This window comes from Pseudoduganella ginsengisoli (genome assembly GCF_009720865.1).
GTDB classification, from domain to species: domain Bacteria; phylum Pseudomonadota; class Gammaproteobacteria; order Burkholderiales; family Burkholderiaceae_D; genus Rugamonas; species Rugamonas ginsengisoli.
This window is the reverse complement of the sequence record NZ_WNLA01000003.1, coordinates 341,184-363,044: the sequence shown is the minus strand read 5'-3', so window position 1 is coordinate 363,044 and position 21,861 is coordinate 341,184. Positions and strand designations below refer to the sequence as shown.

The 21,861-nt window shown below is 59.8% G+C and carries 17 protein-coding genes; 5 read left to right on the top strand and 12 right to left on the bottom strand.

Annotation, left to right across the window (positions count from 1 at the left end; all coding sequences use genetic code 11):
• Positions 1-109: 109 nt before the first annotated feature.
• Together GM668_RS08110 and GM668_RS08105 are read right to left on the bottom strand one after the other, a co-directional pair.
• Complete coding sequence (locus GM668_RS08110) at positions 110-2,692, bottom strand: HD domain-containing protein (RefSeq protein WP_155438431.1); 2,583 nt, start codon at positions 2,690-2,692, stop codon at positions 110-112.
• Between the two features lie 432 nt (positions 2,693-3,124).
• Positions 3,125-4,042 carry an IS3 family transposase gene (locus tag GM668_RS08105; RefSeq protein WP_155438430.1) on the bottom strand — a complete coding sequence of 306 codons (918 nt, stop codon included), beginning with the start codon at positions 4,040-4,042 and terminating at the stop codon, positions 3,125-3,127.
• Between the two features lie 18 nt (positions 4,043-4,060).
• Here GM668_RS08105 and GM668_RS08100 point away from each other — a divergent pair, with 18 nt between their 5' ends.
• Positions 4,061-4,636, top strand: a complete 576-nt coding sequence (locus GM668_RS08100; protein ID WP_155438429.1) for a porin family protein — start codon at positions 4,061-4,063, stop codon at positions 4,634-4,636.
• A gap of 58 nt (positions 4,637-4,694) precedes the next feature.
• Here GM668_RS08100 and pulA read toward each other — a convergent pair whose 3' ends face one another.
• The 3 genes from pulA to GM668_RS08085 all read right to left on the bottom strand — a co-directional run bounded on the left by pulA (position 4,695) and on the right by GM668_RS08085 (position 9,082).
• On the bottom strand, positions 4,695-7,823 hold the full coding sequence (gene pulA, locus GM668_RS08095; RefSeq protein ID WP_155438428.1) for a pullulanase-type alpha-1,6-glucosidase: 3,129 nt from the start codon (positions 7,821-7,823) through the stop codon (positions 4,695-4,697).
• 186 nt (positions 7,824-8,009) lie between these two features.
• Positions 8,010-8,669 (bottom strand): YoaK family protein, encoded by a 660-nt coding sequence (locus GM668_RS08090; protein WP_155438427.1) that lies wholly within the window; start codon positions 8,667-8,669, stop codon positions 8,010-8,012.
• Positions 8,666-9,082: a DoxX family protein gene (locus GM668_RS08085; protein WP_155438426.1), complete on the bottom strand. Its 417-nt coding sequence runs from the start codon at positions 9,080-9,082 to the stop codon at positions 8,666-8,668. Before GM668_RS08085 ends, GM668_RS08090 begins: the two co-directional genes overlap by 4 nt.
• Positions 9,083-9,204: 122 nt before the next feature.
• On the opposite strand from GM668_RS08085, the gene GM668_RS08080 reads away from it, so the two are divergent.
• Positions 9,205-9,852 (top strand): response regulator transcription factor, encoded by a 648-nt coding sequence (locus GM668_RS08080; RefSeq protein ID WP_371868659.1) that lies wholly within the window; start codon positions 9,205-9,207, stop codon positions 9,850-9,852.
• A 2-nt stretch (positions 9,853-9,854) separates the two neighbouring features.
• Here the strand turns inward: GM668_RS08080 and GM668_RS08075 are convergent, their stop codons facing one another.
• From GM668_RS08075 to GM668_RS08045, 7 genes are all read right to left on the bottom strand, one after another.
• Positions 9,855-11,723 (bottom strand): amidohydrolase, encoded by a 1,869-nt coding sequence (locus tag GM668_RS08075; protein ID WP_155438425.1) that lies wholly within the window; start codon positions 11,721-11,723, stop codon positions 9,855-9,857.
• Positions 11,720-12,058 (bottom strand): DUF1427 family protein, encoded by a 339-nt coding sequence (locus tag GM668_RS08070; protein WP_155438424.1) that lies wholly within the window; start codon positions 12,056-12,058, stop codon positions 11,720-11,722. The genes GM668_RS08075 and GM668_RS08070 overlap by 4 nt, the downstream gene beginning before the upstream one ends.
• A 9-nt stretch (positions 12,059-12,067) precedes the next feature.
• Positions 12,068-12,721 (bottom strand): hydrolase, encoded by a 654-nt coding sequence (locus GM668_RS08065; protein WP_155438423.1) that lies wholly within the window; start codon positions 12,719-12,721, stop codon positions 12,068-12,070.
• 35 nt (positions 12,722-12,756) lie between these two features.
• Positions 12,757-13,731 carry an alpha/beta fold hydrolase gene (locus GM668_RS08060; RefSeq protein WP_155438422.1) on the bottom strand — a complete coding sequence of 325 codons (975 nt, stop codon included), beginning with the start codon at positions 13,729-13,731 and terminating at the stop codon, positions 12,757-12,759.
• Between the two features lie 127 nt (positions 13,732-13,858).
• Positions 13,859-16,867 (bottom strand): sensor histidine kinase, encoded by a 3,009-nt coding sequence (locus GM668_RS08055; RefSeq protein WP_170305546.1) that lies wholly within the window; start codon positions 16,865-16,867, stop codon positions 13,859-13,861.
• 135 nt (positions 16,868-17,002) lie between these two features.
• Positions 17,003-17,731 (bottom strand): hypothetical protein, encoded by a 729-nt coding sequence (locus tag GM668_RS08050; RefSeq protein ID WP_155438420.1) that lies wholly within the window; start codon positions 17,729-17,731, stop codon positions 17,003-17,005.
• A complete protein-coding gene (locus GM668_RS08045) occupies positions 17,731-18,405 on the bottom strand; it encodes a hypothetical protein (RefSeq protein ID WP_155438419.1) in 675 nt (224 codons plus the stop codon). Before GM668_RS08045 ends, GM668_RS08050 begins: the two co-directional genes overlap by 1 nt.
• 72 nt (positions 18,406-18,477) lie before the next feature.
• Here GM668_RS08045 and GM668_RS08040 point away from each other — a divergent pair, with 72 nt between their 5' ends.
• The 3 genes from GM668_RS08040 to GM668_RS08030 all read left to right on the top strand — a co-directional run bounded on the left by GM668_RS08040 (position 18,478) and on the right by GM668_RS08030 (position 21,860).
• Positions 18,478-19,476 (top strand): LysR family transcriptional regulator, encoded by a 999-nt coding sequence (locus GM668_RS08040; RefSeq protein ID WP_155438418.1) that lies wholly within the window; start codon positions 18,478-18,480, stop codon positions 19,474-19,476.
• A gap of 44 nt (positions 19,477-19,520) precedes the next feature.
• Positions 19,521-20,015, top strand: coding sequence for a hypothetical protein (locus tag GM668_RS08035; protein WP_155438417.1), 495 nt, complete (start codon positions 19,521-19,523; stop codon positions 20,013-20,015).
• Positions 20,016-20,228: 213 nt separating this feature from the next.
• Positions 20,229-21,860, top strand: a complete 1,632-nt coding sequence (locus GM668_RS08030; RefSeq protein WP_155438416.1) for a methyl-accepting chemotaxis protein — start codon at positions 20,229-20,231, stop codon at positions 21,858-21,860.
• Position 21,861: the final 1 nt, after the last annotated feature.

Genomic DNA, 21,861 nt, shown 5'->3' with positions numbered 1-21,861 from the left:
GGTGGGTGCTGGGTCGATAAATGTATCCTAGTTCTATGCGCTCCAGTTTTTTGGAGAATATTAGCGAAGTGCAGGATTTTTTCGGTTTAATTTAAATCTCGTATGAGTTTTATTCTAAGTATCGAAATACAAGGCAACTCTCTTCAATCTCAACGTAATTTGCCTCGCCAATCTTGCACCATTCATTACTGAAGACGGAATTTGGAAATTCTCTTAAAAATAAAAATTCTATTGTATGTCGTAAGGTGCGCGGTTCGTTATTGTTTTCAGGAAGCTCTGTTGCAAGCCAATTTTCTAGCCCGAAATTAAATCTATTAGTTGGTGCGCAATCAGTGAGGTCAACCAAGTTATCGTCTATTTCAAGTTCGTTGAACTCGTCTTCAGACATATCACTCGGGCAGCTCGGCTGTTCCAAGAGGAATTTTATTTCTTCTATTTCCTTTGTTTTTACTAATTCTATAAGTTCGGAAATAGAAGTCCTTTTTTCTTTGTAATTTCCAATTATGAGGTGTGAATCAACTACACCCAAGCTGTTTGCGCGCTCTGATATTATAGGGGTCGCATACATTCTATTTTTTGTATATTGTTCGGATGCCCATTTCTTTATAATTTTTCCGCTAACTATTGGAGCCGCCTCGCCTCTGGCTAGATCTTTATTATTTGAGGCAAGTAAGATCCCTAATAATCCATGGCATTCTCCGACGAGTATTCCATTGTGGGATAAGGTGCAAGGGATATCTCTTGAGCGATAAGCTGGTTCTGCGCAAATGCATATTCTCCCAGCTAAAATTCCGTCATCTGTATATATGTCGCTTCCTTGTGGGTAATATTTTTTTAGGTCTTCTTCCTTTGCGCGTGGCAATATTCTGCGTAATAAGCTTTCAAATGGCATGGTTTTCCAGTCATTGGCCTTAACGCAAATAACGCTATCCTCGCCTACGGATTTTGTAAATATGTCGATATCGCTAGCGGGTGCGAGATAACCTACTAGGACCTCCAGCCTTTCTTCCGTTTTTACTGAGGAAAATTTTCCATCTATATATTTGTAATCGCTATATGATCGAAGTAGGGATTGCTGTCCGCTTTTTAAACGTATTGATATACGCGTTCCGAAATCACTTAGCCGTTCACTCTCAGTAGTTGGGCATACGATTGGTCTTTTTATTGCTCGGTCTCGCAAATGTAAAGTTATCTGACTGGACAAATCCGCTCCGTAGCGCCATGTTGTAACCTTTACCTCATCTCCAAGCATAAAGACAGAGAAAAAACCAATCCCAAATTGACCCATAGCCTCGAATCCTTTACTGGCAAGGCCTGACCATTGGCGGCGGAGTGCATCATCTGCCCAAAGTGAACGACCAAAATCAAGTAGAACCTCAGTTAAGACGTAGTTACTCATGCCAATGCCATTATCTTGCACATTAAGCCAAGTTTCGGAATTTTCCGATGTCAGGGAAATTTCTATTTGACCGATGCTCGGAAAATTAGTTAATTTTCTTCTTGCATGAATAGCATCTGAAGAATTTTGGATTAATTCTCTCAAGGCCAAGTACGGCTTGTCTCCGTAAAGTTGCTTTCCTCCGAACTTCTCGATGACATTTCCTATTTGACTAACTTGGAAATTGAAATCCAAAGGAGTCCAACCTTCAGTTGGAACATTTCTCTGAAATTCCGTTACATTATTTGCTCCAGCAACTCCGATGCATTGTAGTGCTGGCTTTGAATGGTCGCATAGCATGCGATTAGAGGACGAAATTTCTTTGTCGATCATTTTGGCCGTTTCGAAACATCGCCACCAAGCTTCCGATTGGTCTATTCCAAATCCCGAGCCTGACCAATATATTTCATTAGCTTCGTTGATTGCTATGCTGCTGAGTTTGTTTTGAAAAGTCCAATGATTGCTGGACTCTCCTTTTGGCTTATTAAGCACGTAGTTAAAGTCAGGGGCGCGCAAGCTATCGATGTGGGCCGCATCAATACATCGTAGCAACAATGCAAGTTTTAGGCAGTCCACCTTCCAGTTAGATTCTGCTCCTATTCCTAATGAGCTATGAGGTGGAATTGGCGCGATATAAGCCCACTGTTGTTCAACATCAGTTATATCTTTTCCATGACTTGCTGCAAGGCGCCCAATTTCCCGGCCATAGTAGTTTCTAAGTTCCACGTCTTCAATTAAATATCTGTCTAATCCAGCGGCATCTTTCCAGCTTTGTGTAGGTAGCTTTGCTGCTTGTTCAGCATGTAGTTGTCTTAATGATTCAAAGAGCGCAAACTTGTAAATTTCCGAATCGGTGCCTACATTATCAATGTTAATTTTCTTTTGTGCTATTAAATCTTTCCATTGAACACTATTCTTGATATCTGTTATTCCATTCTTAAATGCAAATGTGCTTGTTGCCGCATCGTGCATTAAGAATGTCATCCCTAAAATGTATGCTTCTGCGGGATTGAGCGGATAGTTTCGTCCTAGGATTACGTCAGCGATATGCCAGAGTGCATCTAGGTGAGTGATATCATGAACTGTTAAACTTGGAAGCTCTTGACCTATCTTTGCTACTAGAGGTTCTACATGATGACGGGTATTCTCGAAAGAGGTTCTTAACCGGCTGCGGCTATTTTCGTACGGATCAGAGTCCCTAAGAGCTAGGCAAGATTTCCAAATTCCAGAATTTTTATAATGTAACGAGTTCATTGTTAATATTATTTATGGGATTTAAGTTTATGGAATAACTTGGCTTAAAAGTTATGTGTCAATTAAGTCAAAGAGTCAATTGCCAATTGGTAGTTACTTTTTTGTATTATTTCCAACTGGAAATAATAATATACCTCAAATTCCAATTTTATGAAGAGATTGTTTCTGTTTTTTTTAATTTTCGGTTGGCTGTGCTTATCTCATTAACGAACTTGGAGCAGCTGGACGTAAATCGGCGGTTCCTGAGCGTGCAGTGTGGGTGATCTTTAATGTTGCATGTCAACGATACGTATGTCCGACGCTCGCAGGCGTTTCAGCGGACGGGACGCAGTTATGAAGCGGACCTTAATACGCGCTTCACGCCCGACAGCAGCGGCAACCCGAACCTGAAGCCAGAACAGCGCGCGTCAAGACAGTTGTCGCATAAATTGATTAAGCAGCCATACGTTGGTCCTGTTTCGATGGCGGGTTAAGCCAGACCTCATTCGGTGCCAGCCAAGGCCGCACATGGCGCTTCCAGCGCAGCGGATGGCGTTGCTGAGCGGCGGCATAAACGTCGCGGCGGCGGGCCAATACCGCGTTAGCGGCGCCGGTATGGCGCTGCTCCGGCGTCACATAGGCCAAGGCGCTATGCAGGTGAGTGCCGTTGTACCAAGTTACAAACTGCAATGTCCAGGCCCGCGCCTGTGCGATGGTTTCAAAACCTTTGGCCGGATAGCTGGGCGCATATTTGCAGGTGCGGAACCACGCTTCGATATGGGCATTGTCGTCGGAGACGCCGGGCCGGCTGTGCGAGGAGCCGATGCCCAGCACTTCCAGCTTGCTCTTGAGCGTATGCGAGGTTTGCGCGGCACCGTTATCGGCATGCAGTACCAACGGCGCGTTGCGGCGTTGTTCACGCCAGCAGGCGCGCTCAATCAGCAAAGCAGCTTCCTCGCCATTTTCCCGTTCGTGGACTTCCCATGCGACCAGTTTGCGGCTGTAAATATCGAGCACGGCGTACAGATAAAAATACAGTCCGCGCACCCGGCTGGGCAAGTACGTCACGTCCCAACTCCAGACCTGGTTAGGGCCATGCGCGACGTGAAGCACCGGTTCGCTGGCCACAGGAGCCTTGCTACGGCCTCGGTGATGCTGCTGGTCGGCGCTTCTCAGTACACGGTAGAACGACGATTCCGATGCCACATATTCCCCTTCATCAGCCAAGCGCGGAACGATCTGCGCCGGTGGCAAGTCGGCAAAGCGCGGTTCGTGGCACAACTGCAGGATGCGTTGGCGTTCTTCATCAGACAGCTTATGCGCAGGCGCTGGCCGCGCTGCCTCCGGGCGGCCGTCAGGACGTACGAACATTTCTGGGCGCCCGGCGCCGTGTTTTCCGTGGGGACGTCGCAGCGCAATATCCGCGACTACATCCGCTCGCGCCTGATCGAAGACCGCCCGGGCCACTGGCTGACCATGCCGCTCAACGATGGCAGCGCAACCGTGCGCACCTTGGATGTGGAAGTGAAATTCCCGCTGAAAGCTTTCGACAAGGAGGCGCTGCCATTTGACTTCCGCTTCAGCGCCAACCGCAACTGGTCCGCCGTGGATACCGTGCCGGGGCCGGACAACCGCCTCGACCAGCAAATCCCACTGACGGTGACATTGGGCGCCGACTACCGCGAAGACAAATTCAGCGCGGGCGCCAGCTTGGCATACCGCGGCGGCGGCCCGGTGCGGATATCGGACGAACAGTTTGTGCGCCAATACCGGCGGCGCGACGTGGAAGCGTACTGGCTGTACAAGGTGCACGCGGGTCTGCAAGTGCGGCTGTCCGCCAGCAATCTGCTGGGCGACGATAACGACAGCCTGTCGCGCTATGTGGACCGCAGCGGAACCAGCGAAACCCGCAGCTGGAGCCCGGGATCGGCGCGGCTGGGGGCGAATGTCGAGATGAAGTTTTAACGTAAAAGGGCCGGAAAAACCGGCCCTTTTTAACGCTGAATCAACGCTGAATCAACGCTTAATCATCGTGCGCCGCGTGCTCCACGAACACCACCGTGGTGCGCGGCGGGATCGTGAACGACCCCGTCGCCGCATCATATTGCGCCGTGCGCGCCAAACGGTCTGCTTCCGACTTCAGCTGCACCTTGTGCACCTTCAGCTTGCGGCCGCGCAGTTCCGGCAGCAATACCGTTTTCGCCACCTTGTCCACGTTGAACAGCGTGATGACGGATTTGTATTGCGCGCCATCGTAGCGCTGCGGATGCTGGCCATCAATGCTCATGGCAATCACGCCCGGTACCTGCTGCGGGCCCGTATTGTGGAAGCGCAGGCGCTCCGACACATCCTTTGCCGTGCGCAAGCGGAACAGCGACGTATCCTGGCGGATCGCCAGCATGTCATTCATGTAGTCGCGCGCCGTGGTGATGGCTTGCGTATCCGGCTTGATCAGCGGATTCGTCAGGATCGGCGACATGATGCTCCAGTTGTACTGGTTCACGCTTGCCAGCGGCAAGCCCACGCCGAAGTTGTTGGAGCCATAGCTGTAGTCGAGGCGGTTGAACCAGTCGCCTGCATCATAGCTGTCGCGGTCCAGCGATTTCGAACGCAGCATTTCCTGGCCCGCGTGCAGGAATGGAATGCCTTGCGACAGTACCGTGATGGCGGCGCCCAGGTTTTGCACGCGCACCCGGTCGGCCAGCGGCGTGTTTTGCGGCAGCTTGAAGGCGTTAATGTCAAACAGCGTCTGGTTATCGTGCGCTTCGATGTAGTTGATGGTTTCCGACGGGTTGGCGGCAAAGCCGGCGCGCTGGCCAAAGTAATCGATGTCGGCATTTTTCTTCACGTTGCCGAAGCGGTCCGTGAAGCTGTAATCGCGCAAGGTGCCGGACAGGCCGACTTTCACCAGGTCGCCCAGGCGCAGCAAATCATCCTTGCTCTGGGACGCCTTCGCATTCGGATCGTAGTACGCGCCATTGATGAAGCCTTGCTGGCTGACCAGCGCTTCGCCGCCATCGCAGCAGCCGCCGCCGCGTACGGCATCGCGCAAACGGTCATTGAACGAGCCGATGCCGGTGCCGAACATGTTGGCCTGGCGCGCCTGTACGAAGCGGGCATCGTTGCCGACCGTACCGAAGTTCCACGCTTCGCCGTAAATGTAAATGTCCCGGCCTGCCGCGCGGTTGACGGCCGCCTGCAGCTGGCGCATCACCGCCAGCGGCGTGAAGCCCATGATGTCGAAGCGGAAGCTGTCGACCTTGTAATCGCGCACCCACATTCTGGCCGTGTCGATCATCAGCTTGGCCATCATGGTGTTTTCCTGCGCGGTGTCGGCGCAGCAGCTGTCGTTGGTGGTGCCGCCGCTGGCGTTCAGGCGGTAATAGTAGGCCGGCACGATCTTATCGAGCACGGACAACTGGCCTTGCTGCGATGCGCTGGTGTGGTTGTACACGACGTCCATCGTCACGCGCAGGCCCTGGTCGTGCAAGCCTTGCACCATGGCGCGGAATTCCTTGACGCGGGCCGCGCCGTCATTGGCGTTGCTGGCGTAGCTGCCTTCCGGTGCGCCATAGTGCACCGGGTCATAGCCCCAGTTGAAGCAATCGAGGCCGCGCGACTGCTCAACGGCGGCTTGCTGCGCCGTGGAGTCCGCTGCGGCGGATGGAATCGTTGGGTTGCTGCAGCCGGCTTCATTGACGCTGGCAAAGTCGAATGCCGGCAGCAAGTGCACGTGCGACAGGCCGGCTTCGCGCATGGCGCGCAAATGGCGCATGCCGTTCGAGCGCGTGTCCGTGAACGCCAGGTATTTGCCGCGGTGTTCAGGCGGCACGGTCGTGTCGCTGGCGCTGAAGTCGCGCACGTGCAATTCATACAGCGCGATGTCTGCCGCGTTGTCCAGTTTGGGAATGCTGTGGTGGTCCCAGCCATTCGGTTTCATGGCATTGCTGTCCAGGTTCGCGATGAAGCTGCGGCCACTGTTGGCATTCAGGCTGACGGAATACGGGTCGGTGACGGTATTGGTGACGATGGTATTGTTGGCCCAGCGGGACAGCACTTGCACGTCATACGTGTAGTAGTAGCGGTTCGTCATCGACGCATCCGGCGCCGTATAGCGCCACACGCCGCTGGCATCGTCACGCGTCATGGCGACCTGGCGTACGCGCTCGCCGTTGGCGTCGGCATACAGGTTCAGGCTGACGGCTTTCGCGGTCGGGGCCCACACGCGGAAGGTCGGCACATTGTTGCGGCCAAACGTGACGCCCAGTTCCGCATTAACTGCCTGCGGTGCGAACACGGTATCGAGCATGCCGCTCATTTGCAGCGACGTCACTTGCACCAGTTTGCCATTGCCATCGAATTGCGCAATGGCGAACTGGCCGGATGCTTTCGATGCCACGGTGGCGGCATCCTGCGCCGACAAGGTCAACGCCGTGGCGCCCATCAAATGCGGATATTTGGTGTTCAGCGCGACCGGCAGCGAAGACGATGCCGTCAACTCCATCGCGCTGTCGTAACCGGTCACGCCCGTGACGCCGGAACCCAGGCCACCGTTGGCCGCGTAATACAGCTTGTAGCTGCCGCTGGCGGGCACGCCAGGCCATGCCAGCGTATTGGCGGACAGCCAGTGCGCGTTAGCCTGGTTCAAATTGCCGTAGCTGATGGCGGGCTGCGATTTGTAGACGGTGCAATCGCCTTCCAGCATCCACACTTCCTGGCCATTGCTGGCGATGTCGCCATTCAGCGCCGCCGACTGGTCGGCGCCGCAATTCTTGTTGCCGCTGCCATCCGTCACGAGGAACCAGATCGACGATTTCGCCGTGTTGATGGGGATGTCGACGTAGCCGCCGAAGCTGTCGCTGCCCGTCATCATGAAGCGGGTGGAAATCCAGGCCGAGCTGGGGTTGACGGGGCCGTCCCACGAATACACGCCCCACTGGGCTTCATCGCCCTGGGTGCGGTGGAAGTGCATGCGGATCGAGCCGGGCGCCACCGGTGCGGCAGCCGTGGCGCCGGCCGATGCGGCGCCGCCCATACGCATCTTGCCCGTACTTGCGCTATCGCTGCCCGCGCCACAGCCGGCCAGCATGGCCAGTGCGCTGCAAACGGCGACTACGGAAATTTTTGTAGCTAAACTACCCTTTTGTTGCATGGTATGTCTCCCTGATTTTTAATAATTTGAGCCACTACATGATTGTTTGTAGTCGGGTTTTAGGCATCATGCATAGTGGGTGTGTAATATTACTACGTAAACGTGGCAGAAAAGCACACGTTATGTTTTAGTGTTGTGTAAACGAAAAAAGCCGGCGCATGGCCGGCTTGAAGAGGGGATAAGGTGTCAGGCTGCGTGCCGCATCCGCCACGCCAGCAGCAGCGGCAGAGCGCCGGCGGACAGCATGGCCAGCGGCAGCGAGCGATGCGCCAGCCATGCGCCGCAGCCGGCGCCGGCGGCAAACCCGAGCACGCCGGCCAGCACGTTGCCGGCGGCAGGCGGCCAGTTGCCGCCCCGCGCATCGGTCATGGCAATCACCAGTTGCGTGACATTGCCTGTCATGACGGTGGTGGCGGGCAACTGCGGCAACAGCAGCTTGCCATACGCGTTTTGCGCCGCCATCGCGGCCACGCACAGCATGCCGCACGCCAGTGCGGCCGGCGTATCGGGCGCCGTGACGGGGCCGCCCAGCCATGCGGCGGCTGCCGCACTGGCCAGCAGCGCTGCCTGCAAGGCCATGGCATACGACAGCGCCGGATTGCCTTGCTGCTGCCAGCGTCCGATCAGCAAGCGTGTGGCGGCAATGGCCAGCACGAATACGGGGAAAGCCAGCAGCTTGGGCACGATGCCCTGCACGGGCCCCACCAGCGCATACCCGAGCAGCACGAAGTTGCCCGTCACGTGCGCTGTGAACAAGCCGCCCAGGCCGACGAAGCCCACGGTATCGGCATAGCCGGCCAGGAAACTCAGCAGCGCACCGGTATTGCGCGAAGGTTCCGTGCTCATGTGCGTTGGCGCCGGTCCAGGTCCTGGCACGCGACCAGCACGAATGCGCCGGCCAGTCCCAGGTGTTCGTAAAACGCATTGGCCGCCATGAAGCGCTCCATGCCCTGCATTTCCCAATAGCGGTTGGCGACCAGGGTGGCGGCCAGCGTGAACAGCGCCAGTCCGGCCGCACCCAGCCAGCGCGCGCGGCCCGTCAGCACAAGCAGCGACGCGCCCAGTTCACCGGCAATCACCAGCACGGCCATGGGGCCGGCCGGGGACAAGCCGAAGTGGCGCATCTCGGCGACCGCGCCATCGAAGCCGGCCAGCTTGGTCAAGCCGCCTTGCAGGTAAGCGGCACACAGCATCAGCAAACATAGCCAGTGCACGAACGGCGAATGCAGCAGCGCGCACCAGCGGGAGGGGGGCGTCATGATGGGACTCCGGATGAAGAATACCTACCTCGATCGAGGTAGGCGTGGGTGATAACGTTGCCGGTAAGGCAATGTCTTGTTATATTGCCCGCATGTTCCACAGCGCCCGCAGGAGGTATCGCGTGAGCCCGTACGATCCAGTTTCTTCCGCAGCGCCGATCCGTGTGCTGGTCGTGGATGACCACCCGCTGCTGCGCGCCGGCCTGGCCGAAACCATCGCGGCGCAACCTGACATGTGCGTGGCAGGTGAAGCGGGCGATGGCCGCGCGGCCGTCGATGCCTTTGCCGCTTGCCGGCCCGATGTCACCATCATGGATATCGCGATGCCGGACATGTGCGGCGTGACGGCGCTGCAAACCATCCGCCACGATTTTTCCCACGCCCGCGTGCTGATGTTGACCACCTATAAAGGCGATGCGCAAATCCGGCGCGCATTGCAGGCCGGCGCATCCGGCTTCCTGTTGAAAAGCAGCGTGCGCAAGGACCTGCTCGATGCCGTGCGCGCCGTGCATGCGGGCTTGCGCCACGTGCCATCCGAGATTGCGATGGAACTGGCGCAGCACATGGGCGACGCCATGCTCAGCGACCGCGAAACAGAGGTGCTGCGCTGTGCTGCGGCCGGCAATTCCAACAAGCGCATTGCGCTGCAGCTGGCGATCGCCGAAGAAACCGTGAAGGCGCATATGCGCACGATCCTGTCCAAGCTGGGCGCCAATGACCGCACGCATGCGGTGACCTTGGCGCTGAAGCGGGGCTTCCTGTCGCTGTAACATCAAACTGCCCAGCACGAGCATCCCAGCGCGCCCCAGAAACTTTTCAAGTCCGACACGGGTAGCGATTTGGTCCATGCGGTGGCGTGCTGGTGGCCATGCATGCCGCAACGGCTGGAACAGCCGCATGCCGCCTGCTGCACGGCCGGTGCGGTTTTCGCTCCCCACGCGGCAAAGCCGCCATAGCGCCGCACGGGCGACCAGTCCGGCATGGCGGGCGGAATCGGTGCATCGTAATCCGCAAACGGTCCTGCCGCATACACGACTTTGCCGCCCACCATCGTCAGCAGCGAAGTCGTGTCGGCGATGTCGCTTTCCGCGCACGTGAAGAAATCGCGGTCCGGCACCAGCAGGTCCGCCAGCATGCCGGGCGCGATGCGGCCTTTCTTGCCCACTTCATTGGAAAACCACGTGACGTTTTCCGTCCACATGCGCAGCGCTTCATCGCGGTCCAGGCAATTGTGGCGCGGTGTGATGCGCAAGCCGCCGACCGTCTGTCCCGTCACCAGCCATGACAGCGACACCCACGGGTTGTACGACGCGACGCGCGTGGCGTCGGTGCCGGCCGACACATTGACGCCGGAACGCAGCATATGCGCGACGGGCGGCGTGGCTTCCGCAGCCGCTGCGCCATAGCGCTCGACAAAATATTCGCCCTGGTATGCCATGCGGTGCTGCACGGCGACGCCGCCGCCCAGCGCGGCTATGCGGTCGATCGATTGCGGCGAAATGGTTTCCGCATGGTCGAAGAACCAGTGCAAGCCTTGTAGCGGGATGTCCTTGTTGACCTTCTCGAACACATCCAGCGCGCGGGAAATCGTTTCGTCATACGTTGCATGCATGCGCCACGGCCAGCGGTTTTGCGCCAGGATGCGCACCACGCCTTCCAGGTCGTCTTCCATATTGGGCGCCATGTCGGGGCGCGGCTGGCGGAAGTCTTCAAAGTCGGCGGCGGAAAACACCAGCATTTCACCGGCGCCGTTATGGCGGAAATAATCGTCGCCTTGCTGGTATTTGCTCGACGCCGTCCATTTCAGGAAATCGTCTTTTTCTTCCTTGGGCTTTTGCGTGAACAGGTTGTATGCGAGGCGAACGGTCAGCGCGCCTTCTTTCGCCAGTTCTTCAATGATCTGGTAATCATCCGGATAATTCTGGAAGCCGCCGCCCGCATCGAGCGCGCCGGTGACACCAAGGCGGTTCAACTCGCGCATGAAGTGGCGTGTGGAATTCTTTTGGTAGTCCGGCGGCAGTTTCGGGCCTTTCGCCAATGTCGCGTACAGGATCGATGCATTGGGCTTGGCCAGCAGCAGGCCGGTCGGGTTGCCCGCACTGTCGCGCAGGATTTGCCCGCCCGGCGGTTCCGGCGTGTCTTTCGTGTAGCCGACGGCGCGCAGCGCGGCGCCATTGAGCAAGGCGCGGTCATACAGGTGCAGGATGAATACCGGTGTATCCGGCGCTGCCGCATTCAATTCTTCCAATGTCGGCAAGCGCTTTTCCGCGAACTGGTGTTCCGTGAACCCGCCCACCACGCGCACCCATTGCGGCGCGGGGGTGATGGCCACCTGGGCGCGCAACATGGCCATCGCATCGGCCAGGCTGCGCACGCCGTCCCACCGCAATTCCATGTTGTAGTTCAAACCGCCGCGGATCAGGTGCAGGTGGTTGTCGATCAAGCCGGGCAGCACGGGGCGGCCCTGCAAATCAATGATGTTCGTGGCCGGCCCCGCCAGCGGCAGGATGGCGCGCGCATCGCCGACATCGGTAAAGCGGCCATCGCGGATCGCGACGGCATTGGCCGTGGGATTGGTGCGGTCCAGCGTCGTGAAACGGCCGTTATGCAGGATCAGGTCTGGGTAGCGTGGAGCGTTCATGACGTTTTCACCTCCGAAGTGGAGTTGGCGGAAGCTCCGGGCAATTGGCCGAAGCAGTGCGGCTTGACTTGTTCATTAAGCCAGGCAGTGCGCGCTTCAGCCGGTAGCCTCCACAGTTTAACCAGTGGGGGCCTCATTTGCTGATCGAGCCTCGCGCTATGCGCGGTGGGCAGTTGCCTCCATTGTTTGATCAAAGGAGGCAACTGCTCGCCTAGCAGGATGCCAAGCAACCCGACCAGCGCCACCACCGGCGGCGCCGGGGAGCGCACGTTCAGCACTCCGTAGATAATGCCGACCAGCAGGCCGGCAGCCAGCGAGGCGAGATACAGCTTCATGTTTTAGCCTTAGCCTTCGTGCGCGTTGAACATGGACTTCGCGTAAATAATACCCAAGCCGTAAGCGCCGCCGAATTTCTTCGCGATGCAGGTGGTCAGGTCATAGGTTTCCGTGCGGGCCCAGTCGCGTTGCAGTTCCAGCATATATTGCAGCGACGTGATCGGGCGTGCGCCAGCCTGCACCATGCGGTCCATTGCGCGTTCATGCGCTTCCAGCGACACGTCGCCGCAGGCATCGGCAATCACGTACACTTCAAAGCCCTGGTCCAGCGCGGATAGTGCCGGACCGACGATGCACACAGACGTCCACAAGCCCGCCAGCACAATGCGTTTCTTGCCGATCGCATTGACTTGTTTGATGACGTTGGCGTCTTCCCACGTATTCATCGACGTGCGGTCGATGGCTTCCGCGCGCGGGAAGGCTTCCTTGATTTCATCAAACATGGGGCCGGAAAAACTTTTCTCGGCCACGGTGGTGAGGATGGCCGATACATTGAACCCGGCGGCAGCGTGCGCCACCAGCGCGGCATTGTTGCGCAGGGTGACGGCGTCGATCGAATGCGTGGCGAACGACATTTGCGACTGGTGGTCGATCATGATCAGCGTGTGATCCTGTGGCGACAGCAGCAGGGCGCCTGGCGTTGGGGTGGCGGTAATGGTCATGGCATGGTTCCTTGGTTGGGGGAAGGGCTGGTGAATCAAGCTTTGATGAATGCCAGCAGGTCGGCATTCAATTTGTCTTTATGGGTATCGGTCAGGCCGTGCGGCGCACCGGCATACACAAGCAACGTCGAACCTTTCACCAGCCTGGCCGATGCACGGCCGGCCGCATCGATGGGCACGATCTGGTCATCGTCGCCATGCACGATCAGGGTCGGCACAGTGATTTTCTTCAGGTCTTCCGTGAAGTCGGTTTCCGAAAACGCCTTGATGCAGTCATACATGTTCTTGTGGCCGCCCTGCATGCCTTGCGCCCACCATGCATTGATCAAGCCTTGCGATACTTTTGCGCCCGGACGGTTGAAGCCATAGAACGGGCCGCCGGCAATGTCGAGGTACAGCTGCGAGCGGTCCGCCAGCGAACCTGCGCGGATGCCATCGAAGACGGACATGGGCAAGCCGCCCGGATTGGCGGGGGTTTTCAGCATCAATGGCGGCACGGCAGCCACCAGCACGGCTTTTGCCACGCGCTTGCTGCCATGGCGGCCGATATAGCGCGCCACTTCGCCGCCACCGGTGGAAAAGCCCACCAGCACGGCGTTTTTGATGTCCAGCGTGTCGAGCACTTGCGCCAGGTCGTCAGCGTAATGGTCCATGTCGTTGCCATCCCACGGCTGGCTGGAACGGCCATGGCCACGGCGGTCATGGGCGATGCAGCGGTAGCCCTGGCTGGCCAGGAATATCATTTGCGATTCCCAGCTGTCCGACGACAGCGGCCAGCCGTGGCTGAACACGATGGGTTGGCCGTCGCGCGGGCCCCAGTCCTTGTAATACAGCGATACGCCATCGCGCGTGATGATGGTGCCCGCGAAGCTGGCGTGGCCTTTGGCGGCGCCATTGGCAGCGCCTTTGGCAGGAGCCGCGCCTGCCATAGGTGCGGCAGCAGCGGCAACCGCCGCGCCCACGAGAGCGTGGCGGCGGCGCGGATTGGCGGGGGAAGTTTTGTTGGTCATGGACGCCCTCAGTTCAAGTGAAATGTAAAAAATGCACACTTGAGAGCGTAACAACAGGGCCGCTGCGGGGAATCGGCCCTAAGGGGCAGGATGGGCTACCTCGATCGGGGGAGGGACGAAAAGCGTGTCACTCTTCGATGCCGCAAGGCGCTGCGCCAGCCCGGCCGCGTCCCGGCAGGAAACGCGCCAGCCACGCGCCGCGCCGTTCCACATAGGCCAGCCTGGCGTCCAGCGACAGGCGGATTGCCGTGCCCTGGTCCGGCATCGAATTGACGGTGAATGCGGCGCCAATTGCCGTGGCCCGTTCGCGCATGCCGACCAGGCCGAAGTGGCCGGGACGGGAGTGGGTACGCGCGACGTCGCGCGCCAGGCCGCAGCCATTGTCCTGGATGTGCAATGTAAAGCAGTCCGGCCCATATTCCAGCGCCAGTTCCACGCGGGCCGCCTGTGCATGGCGCGCAGCATTGAACAGCGCTTCGCGCGCAATCGCATGCACTTCGCTGTGCACGTGCGGCTGCAGCGCGCGGGGATGGCCCTGCACGCTGGTATGCAGCCGCTCATGCAGCAGCACGCTGCCGTAGTCGGTCAGCACGGACACGAGGTCGCCCGGCGCATCGCCGCTGCGCAACTCCATAATGTAGTCGCGGCCTTCGATCATCAGCTGGTCCGCCAGCTCCAGCGTTTGTTCAATCTTTTTGCGCTCCTGCATATCGCACGGCAGCGCCTGCGCCTGGCGGTCGAAGAACATGATCAGGCTTTGCACGCTTTGCAGCAACGTGTCATGCAGGCCGCGCGCAATGCGGGCCCGTTCGCGCAGCCTTACTTGCAGGCGGTCGTGCATGCGGGCCGTCAAATGGCGCACGCGCAGCACGTACATGCCCCATAACAGCAGCGCACCGGCCATGGCCAGCAGCGCGACGAACCACGGTGTTTGCGTGAACAGGGGTGGAATGGTGATGTGGACCGACGCGCCTTCGTTGTTCCACACGCCGTCTTCATTGGCGGCGCTAACGTCGAAGCGGTAGCTGCCTGGCGGCAGGTTCGTATAAAAGGCGGAGCGCCGCCCATCGGCATCTTGCCAGTCGCGGTCCACGCCTTGCAGCCGGTAGCGGAAACGCACCCGTTCCGGCATGGCCAGGCTTAACGCTGTAAACGCCAGCTGCAAATCGCTGCTGCCCCGGGGAAGCACGACGCCCGGCAAGACGGGGTAGTTGCGGCCATTCGATTGCACGGCCCGGATTTGCACGGGCGGCGCATGGCCGTTGCGGGGAATTGCTGCCGGATCGATCGTGGCAATATCGCTGACCGTGGCAAACCACAGCCGTCCGCCGCTGTCTTGCGCCAGCGATGGCAGCGGGTGCACCTGTTCGGCGCTGCCCAGCAAGCCATCGAGGCCGTCGAAGCGTTCGAAGGGGACCTGCCATGACGGGTCTTTCAGCACGCGCGCCACGTCGGCAGCGGCGATGCGGATGGCGCCATCCGCGCCATGCAGCCATAGTTCGCCGGCGCCAGTCCGGACGATGCCGGATATGCCGCGGAATGCATTGCCGCCCTTGCCGGCAATGTGGAATACCTTGCCAGCGTCAAGCAGCGCCAGGCCGAATTCGCCGCCGGCCCACAGGCGCGGGCCATCGGGGCGCAGCGCCTGCACATTGCCCAGTTCCAGTCCGTCCGCATCGGTGAACAGGCGCACGTGGTCGCGGCGGTCTATCCTGGCAATCCGGTTGCGCAAGTAGCCGGCCCACACGTTGCCGCCGTCATCGACAGCCAGCGTCATGGCCAGCGCATCGCGCTGTGCCGGCAATGCGGCCAGCCCGCCATTGCGCTGCCAGGCGCCGCCTTCCAGCCGGTGCAGCCCGTCGCGCATCAGCGAGATCCATGGCCGGCCTTCGCTGTCGACCACCAGCGCCTGCGCCGTGGCGTCACGCTTGGGCAACGCGATGCGCCAGGCGGCACGGTTGCCTTCCATGCGCCGTATCTCGGTACTGTCGGCCATCCACAGTGCGCCATCGGCGGTGGTGTAGCTGGCGGAGTAAGGGCGGCCGAATATTTTAGTGAGTGAACCTTGCGCCGTGGCGTGCAGCGTTTGATTCTGCGAACCATCCCCGACCAGCATGCCGCCGCCGGCCAGCGGCGCCATGGCCGGGTGGTCAAACGGCGCCGCGACAGGCAGCGTATGGATGCGGTTGCGGCGCAAGCGGTCCAGCCCTGTACTGGTGCCGATCCACACGGTGCCTTCGCGGTCTTCAAAATACGTTTGCGGCAGCGGACCGCTGATGCCATTGTCCGTCGTCAGTTGCTGGCCCGCGCCAGGGGCGGCACGCCAGTCGCCGCGCCGCAATTCCAGCCCGTGCGATTTCAGCAGCCACATGGCGCCGCTGCGGTCAAAGAACATGCCATTGCCGTCCAGTTCAGCCACCGGCGCAGCGCGGCCGCGTGGCGCTTCCGCATAGACCCGGTAATAGCGGTTGACGCCATCGCCGCCCCACAGCGTGCCGTCGGGGCTTTCCGCCATGCCCATCAAGTCCAGCAGCGGCCAGGAGCGGGTGAAGCGCTGCTGGCCCGGATCGCGGTAATAAATGCCGCCGATGACGGAAACCCACATGCGCCCGGAAGGGCTGAACAGCACTTGCCGCGCGATACCTGGCGGCAGGCCGCTTTCGGTCCCCACCCTGTCAAAGCGTGCCGCACCTTGACGCAACACCGCCAGTCCGCCGCCGGTGGCGGCCCACACGGATCCGTCCGGGCCTTCCGTGATGCTCATGACGATCCCGGTTGGCAACCCTTCCGCTTCGCCAAAGTTGTGCATGGCGCCATGGGCGAACAGACTGATGCCGCCAAAGCGGTAGCCGACAAAAAAGCGCCCATCCGACGCGGCCAGCAAACCCAGCACGTTGCTCGATAACAGGTGATGGCCTTGCACGCTGTCCATGCGCTCAAATGCGACGCCGTCGAAGCGGTACAAGCCCGCCTGGGTCGCCATCCACAGCCAGCCATCCTGGGTTTGTGCGAATTTCAGCACATCGCGCGGTGCGCCCTGCAAACCGTTCCAGCGCGTGTGCGCATAATCTGCCAGCAAGCGGCTGGCCGGGGGCGCCGCCGTCGTGGCGGCAGCGGGAAGTGAGGTGGCCAGCATGCATGCCAGCAGCATGCCTGCAAGCAGGCGTAGAGTTCTGGGAAAAACAGTCAACAGCTTGTGGTTGGAGTTAGTGCAACCATCAGTGTAACGGCATTTGACAATTTCTTCCGGCGCAACATCAGGCCGGCCCGGCTAGTCGACTGTGATATCCAGTACCCGCCACGTCAGTTCATGTGCAAACGGCAACAGCTTTGCCGAGCCCACCGCCCACTGTGCGATATGTTCGCAGTCCAGGCCGTCAGCCTGGGGAACTTCGGCGCCTTCCAGCCACGGCATGTTCGATGCCATCACGCGCCAGTGGATGCCTTTTTTCAGCACCGTGAATTCGCTCCACGGCGACGACAGCGGGGCGCCCTGGTCGTAATGGTCGTCCGGGCGGCCGCAAGCCCAGGCCATCCACAAGTCATTGGCGATCAGGTAGGCGAACGTGCCGGCATGGGGATCTTCCAGCCGCACGCCGACCATGGGGCCGGAAGCGACACGCTCCCAATCTTCTTCATAGCTGCCGTCATCGGCGGTTTCATGCAGCGCATCGTCGCTGTCAAAGCGCATCCAGCCGGCGTCCGGCACGTCGCTGACCCATGGGAACGCAATTTCAGGGTGCCATTCGCAATGGTTGCCTTCCACCACGGTGGTGCCGGCAAAGCCTGTTTGTGCGCCGAAGCGGGCCAGTTGCTGGGGCAGGTATTTGACGATGTGGGTACGGCTGGCGGGATCGGGACGGTCGATGGGAATACGCAGGTCGATGTGGAAACGGGCAGCCTGGAACCACCACACCTGGGTCGTGGTATCCGTGTTGCCGTTGCTGCGCCGGATACCGGTCCGGCGCCACAACCCCTGGTAAATCGACGGCACGGTCATCAGCGTAAGTCGTCCGTGTAGTAATAAACCGTGCCGCGTATGGCGGACGGAAGTGCATTGAGCGCCGCAGCCAGCGCTTTCGCATCCGGCTCCGACACGCCATTCCTGGCGATTGTCACCGGCAACGTGGAAGCGCGGGCAGACGCGCGGTACGAAACAATATGATCGAAATCAGGGCGGCTGTCGATCTCCTTGATGAGGTAGCGCTGTGTACCGTTGCCAACTTGCACATATCGGGCCACGGCACGGGTTCTGACCTCAGGCGACAGCTTCCGGAACAACCATACCTTATCGATGATAACGGTGGCGCTCCGGTATTCGGTTTTACCGCCTTGTTCAAAGTGGCCCTGTACCAGGTCGGCCTGGAAGCGCTGCAACGGGGCCGGTGCGCCAGGCTGCAAGCGGTCCAGGTCGAATTTCTCCGGGTCCACGGTCCACAGCGCGGTTTTGCCGTCCAGGCGCTTTTTTACTGCCCTATCCAGCGCGGGATCGGCCAAATGGATTTGTAACACGACCTGGTAATCGTGCGGAACGTGAAACATCGGCAAATGCGACGCATACAAGGCGTCGTTGCCGCCGAACAGGGCCATGCCGTGTTCGCCGTAGGTGGGGCCATGATCGGCCACGACGGGCGTAGACGCCAGTAAAGCGAGGGTAGTCAGCAGGGTTTTCATGCGGAAATGGTATGCTCGTGTTTGTATCGCGTAAAGCAACTTAAATTCACTTTTGATGTCCCGGTTGGAAACATGAACTTGACGGACTTGCGTATTTTCGCCAGCGCCGCCCGCCAGCCGACTTTGGCGGACGTGGGGCTGGAAATGCATTTGACGCCATCAGCAGTGTCGAAAGCCTTGCGCCGCCTGGAAGACAGTTTAGGCAAACCCCTGTTCGATCGCAGCGCGCGGCAACTGGTGCTCAATGCCAGTGGCGCGCTGCTGCTGCCCCGTGCACAGGCGCTGTTGGCCATGGCGGAACAGGCGAAAGCGGATGTCCAGGGCGACCATGCCGTGATTGATTGCCGCATTGCTGGTCCGGCAATCCTGCTGTGGCGGCATGGGGAAGCGCTGGCTGCAGCATTGCGGCCCTATCCGGAAGCCAGCCTGCACATGCAAGCCATGTTTGAAGATGACGCGCTGGCGGCGCTGGCGCGCGGGGATGTGCAGGCGGCCGTCGTCACGGGTGAAGTGCTGGATGGTAAAGGCGCGCAGTGGTCGGCAGCGTGGGAAGTCGCGCCGTTGGGCACGCTGGCGCAGCATCTTGTTGCCGGGCTTGGCCACCCGCTGGTGCAAGCGCTGATGGCATCGGGCGGGAGTGACGCCAGGCGCCATGACCAACGTGCAGGCGGGGGCGCCCATGACCAGCCCACCGGCGCCGTTCTGCCGGCTACCGTGCTGCACGCGACGGCAGCCCAGGTCTTGCAACACGATTTCGCCTGCCCGTCGCATTCGCTGTTTTGCGGCGAACGGCGCGGCGCCCGTTCCGACGGCTGGCGCGAAGACCAGTTGCCGCGCCGCATACGCTACTGGACGGATGATTTGCAACTGCTGCTGGCGTTCGTGAAATCCGGTACGGCACTGGCGTATCTGCCGGATTTCGCGCTCGATGATGCGGCGCTGGTGCGCATTGACGTGCAGGATGCCGCGTTCACGTGCCAGGAACAGGCCGCGCTGGTCTATGACGGCGAACGGGCTGCTTCCTGGCTGCGGCAACTGGTGCAGCGCTGCGGAGCACCCCCGCACGCTTGACTGCCCGCCTTACCCATCTATATTGAAATCAAAGGAGTCATCCAATGATTTCGCCCCTCAACCCGCTGCCCGGATACACCGTCTACCAGCCGCCGCCGGTGGAAGAAACCGGCAATGACAATGCGCTGTTGCCGACGGTGGCTGTCAGCCTGTCGGAAAACGCCAGTGTGGTGGCCACGCTGGGTGGCGCGAAATCGTCTACGCAGGTGTACACGGCGGCAGGTTTGCTGAGCACCTTGAAGCAGGCGGGCGCTTTGCCCGCGGCACCTGCCATTCCGGATGAAGGCATATATCAGCAAGGTGATGCGCACCAAGGCGATACGCAGCAATTGCAAAACCAGCAAATTGCCGCGACCCTGGCGCAGCCGCCGCAAGCATCCGGCGCATATACAGGCGCACCGCTGCTGCCCACGCTGAACGGTGCGCCCGCCACGGCGTCGTGGGCCAATACATTGAAAGCGCGGCCCGGCTTAGCCAGCACGGCCGTGGCCAATACGTACAACCAGTCGGTCGTCAGTTCGTTCAGTACTTACGCTTGAATCTTGCGTCAACATTGCCGCCGCAGCATTGCCGCGGCGGCTACGTACTTTCCACGAAGAATTTTTTTCTGAATTTGGGTAAAGTGTCATCACTTTCCGGCAGTTCCGTATTCAGTCTCACCTGCAACGCTTTCAGCTTGCCTCCGTGGTTCCCCTTGAACGCCCAGCGCCATACTCCAAGGCCGCCGCCGCGTTTGATTTAAGAAAGAAAACATGAAAAACATGAACATAGGCGCCCGCCTGGCAGGCGGTTTTGGTCTCGTATTGCTGCTGGCTTTATTGATGCTGGCCACTGGCTTGCGCAATATGCAAACCGTGGCGGAAGCCACGCACGGGATGATGCAGCAACCGCTGGCGAAAGAACGCATGATCAGCGACTGGTACCGTCTGATCCACACCAGCGTGCGCCGTACCACGGCCATCTCGAAAAGCGCTGACCCGTCGCTGGGCCCGTTCTTTGCTGCGGAAGCGGCATCGTCGACCAGCCAGGTCAATGAATTGCAAAAGCAAGTGGAAGCGCTGCTCGATACCGCGGAAGAAAAGGCGCTGTTCGAGCGTATGAAGGAAGCGCGCAAGCGCTACCTTGCGAGCCGCGACGGCATTGTCGCACTGAAGAAAGAGGGCAAGCTGGACGAAGCGGCAACGCTGCTGGAACAGCAATTCATGCCGGACTCGAAAGCATATCTGGATGCGTTGTCCGGCCTGCTGGATATGCAGCGCAAGCGCATCGATAACAATGCCGAACAAATCCATCAAGCGTATCAGCAGGACCGCATATTCATGCTGGGCTTTGGCGCTGTCGTGCTGGTGCTGGGCGCGCTGTGCGCGTGGCGGCTGACGGTGGGCATTACGCGTCCGCTGCAGCGCGCAGTGGAAATCGCGTGCGCCGTGGCGGCCAATGATTTGCGCAGCGACATCGTGGTGGACCGCAACGATGAAGCGGGCCGTTTGCTGCAAGCGTTGAAGACCATGAATACCGGCCTGGCCAGCGTGGTGGCGGAAGTGCGCGCCGGTACCGAGCAGGTGGCGGCGGCGGCAGGCCAGATCGCTGCCGGCAATGCCGACCTGTCTTGCCGCACGGAGCGCCAGGCCGGCAACCTGGAAGAAACCGCATCGGCCATGGAAGAATTGACGGCCACGGTACGCAACAATGCGGGCCATGCGCAGCAAGCCAATGCGCTGGCGCTGGAAGCCTCCGGCGTGGCCGAGCGGGGCGGCGCCGTCGTGGAGCAAGTGGTCGCGACGATGGAGGAAATCAATGCATCGGCGCGCAAGATTGCCGACATTACGGGCGTGATTGACAGCATCGCCTTCCAGACCAATATCCTGGCGCTGAATGCGGCGGTGGAAGCGGCGCGCGCCGGTGAGCAGGGGCGCGGCTTTGCCGTCGTGGCCAATGAAGTGCGGACGCTGGCGCAGCGCTGCGCGCAGGCTGCGCATGAAATCAAGGCGCTGATTGATGAATCGGCCGGCAAGGTCGATGCGGGCAGCCGCCTGGTGGAACAGGCGGGCGTGACGATGGGCGATGTGGTCGGCAGTATCCGCAAAGTCACGGACATCATGGCGGACATCACGACTGCCAGCCGCGAACAAAGCGCGGGCATTGAACTGGTGAACGAAGCCGTGGTGCAGATGGACCAGGCCACGCAGCAAAATGCAGCGCTGGTGGAAGAGTCGGCAGGGGCGGCGGAAGCGTTGCGCGAGCAGGCGGAAGCGCTGGCGCAGGCCATGAGCGTGTTCCGGCTGGCGGAGGGTTCCAGCCAGCCTGCGCTGCGGGTTGTGGCGGGTGGCAGGGAACCCTCGGCCATCGCCGAACGTAAAGTTCGCGCTCGCTTGGTGGCATAGC

Bases quoted from the DNA above. Each gene is read 5' to 3' on its own strand.
- GM668_RS08090 (WP_155438427.1), bottom strand. From the start codon at position 8,669: ATGAGCACGGAACCTTCGCGCAATACCGGTGCGCTGCTGAGTTTCCTG.
- GM668_RS08055 (WP_170305546.1), bottom strand. From the start codon at position 16,867: ATGCTGGCCACCTCACTTCCCGCTGCCGCCACGACGGCGGCGCCCCCG.
- GM668_RS08070 (WP_155438424.1), bottom strand. From the start codon at position 12,058: ATGAAGCTGTATCTCGCCTCGCTGGCTGCCGGCCTGCTGGTCGGCATT.
- GM668_RS08030 (WP_155438416.1), top strand. From the start codon at position 20,229: ATGAAAAACATGAACATAGGCGCCCGCCTGGCAGGCGGTTTTGGTCTC.
- GM668_RS08085 (WP_155438426.1), bottom strand. From the start codon at position 9,082: ATGACGCCCCCCTCCCGCTGGTGCGCGCTGCTGCATTCGCCGTTCGTG.
- GM668_RS08045 (WP_155438419.1), bottom strand. From the start codon at position 18,405: ATGAAAACCCTGCTGACTACCCTCGCTTTACTGGCGTCTACGCCCGTC.
- GM668_RS08075 (WP_155438425.1), bottom strand. From the start codon at position 11,723: ATGAACGCTCCACGCTACCCAGACCTGATCCTGCATAACGGCCGTTTC.
- GM668_RS08035 (WP_155438417.1), top strand. From the start codon at position 19,521: ATGATTTCGCCCCTCAACCCGCTGCCCGGATACACCGTCTACCAGCCG.
- pulA (WP_155438428.1), bottom strand. From the start codon at position 7,823: ATGCAACAAAAGGGTAGTTTAGCTACAAAAATTTCCGTAGTCGCCGTT.
- GM668_RS08050 (WP_155438420.1), bottom strand. From the start codon at position 17,731: ATGACCGTGCCGTCGATTTACCAGGGGTTGTGGCGCCGGACCGGTATC.
- GM668_RS08105 (WP_155438430.1), bottom strand. From the start codon at position 4,042: ATGTTCGTACGTCCTGACGGCCGCCCGGAGGCAGCGCGGCCAGCGCCT.
- GM668_RS08040 (WP_155438418.1), top strand. From the start codon at position 18,478: ATGAACTTGACGGACTTGCGTATTTTCGCCAGCGCCGCCCGCCAGCCG.
- GM668_RS08110 (WP_155438431.1), bottom strand. From the start codon at position 2,692: ATGAACTCGTTACATTATAAAAATTCTGGAATTTGGAAATCTTGCCTA.
- GM668_RS08065 (WP_155438423.1), bottom strand. From the start codon at position 12,721: ATGACCATTACCGCCACCCCAACGCCAGGCGCCCTGCTGCTGTCGCCA.
- GM668_RS08060 (WP_155438422.1), bottom strand. From the start codon at position 13,731: ATGACCAACAAAACTTCCCCCGCCAATCCGCGCCGCCGCCACGCTCTC.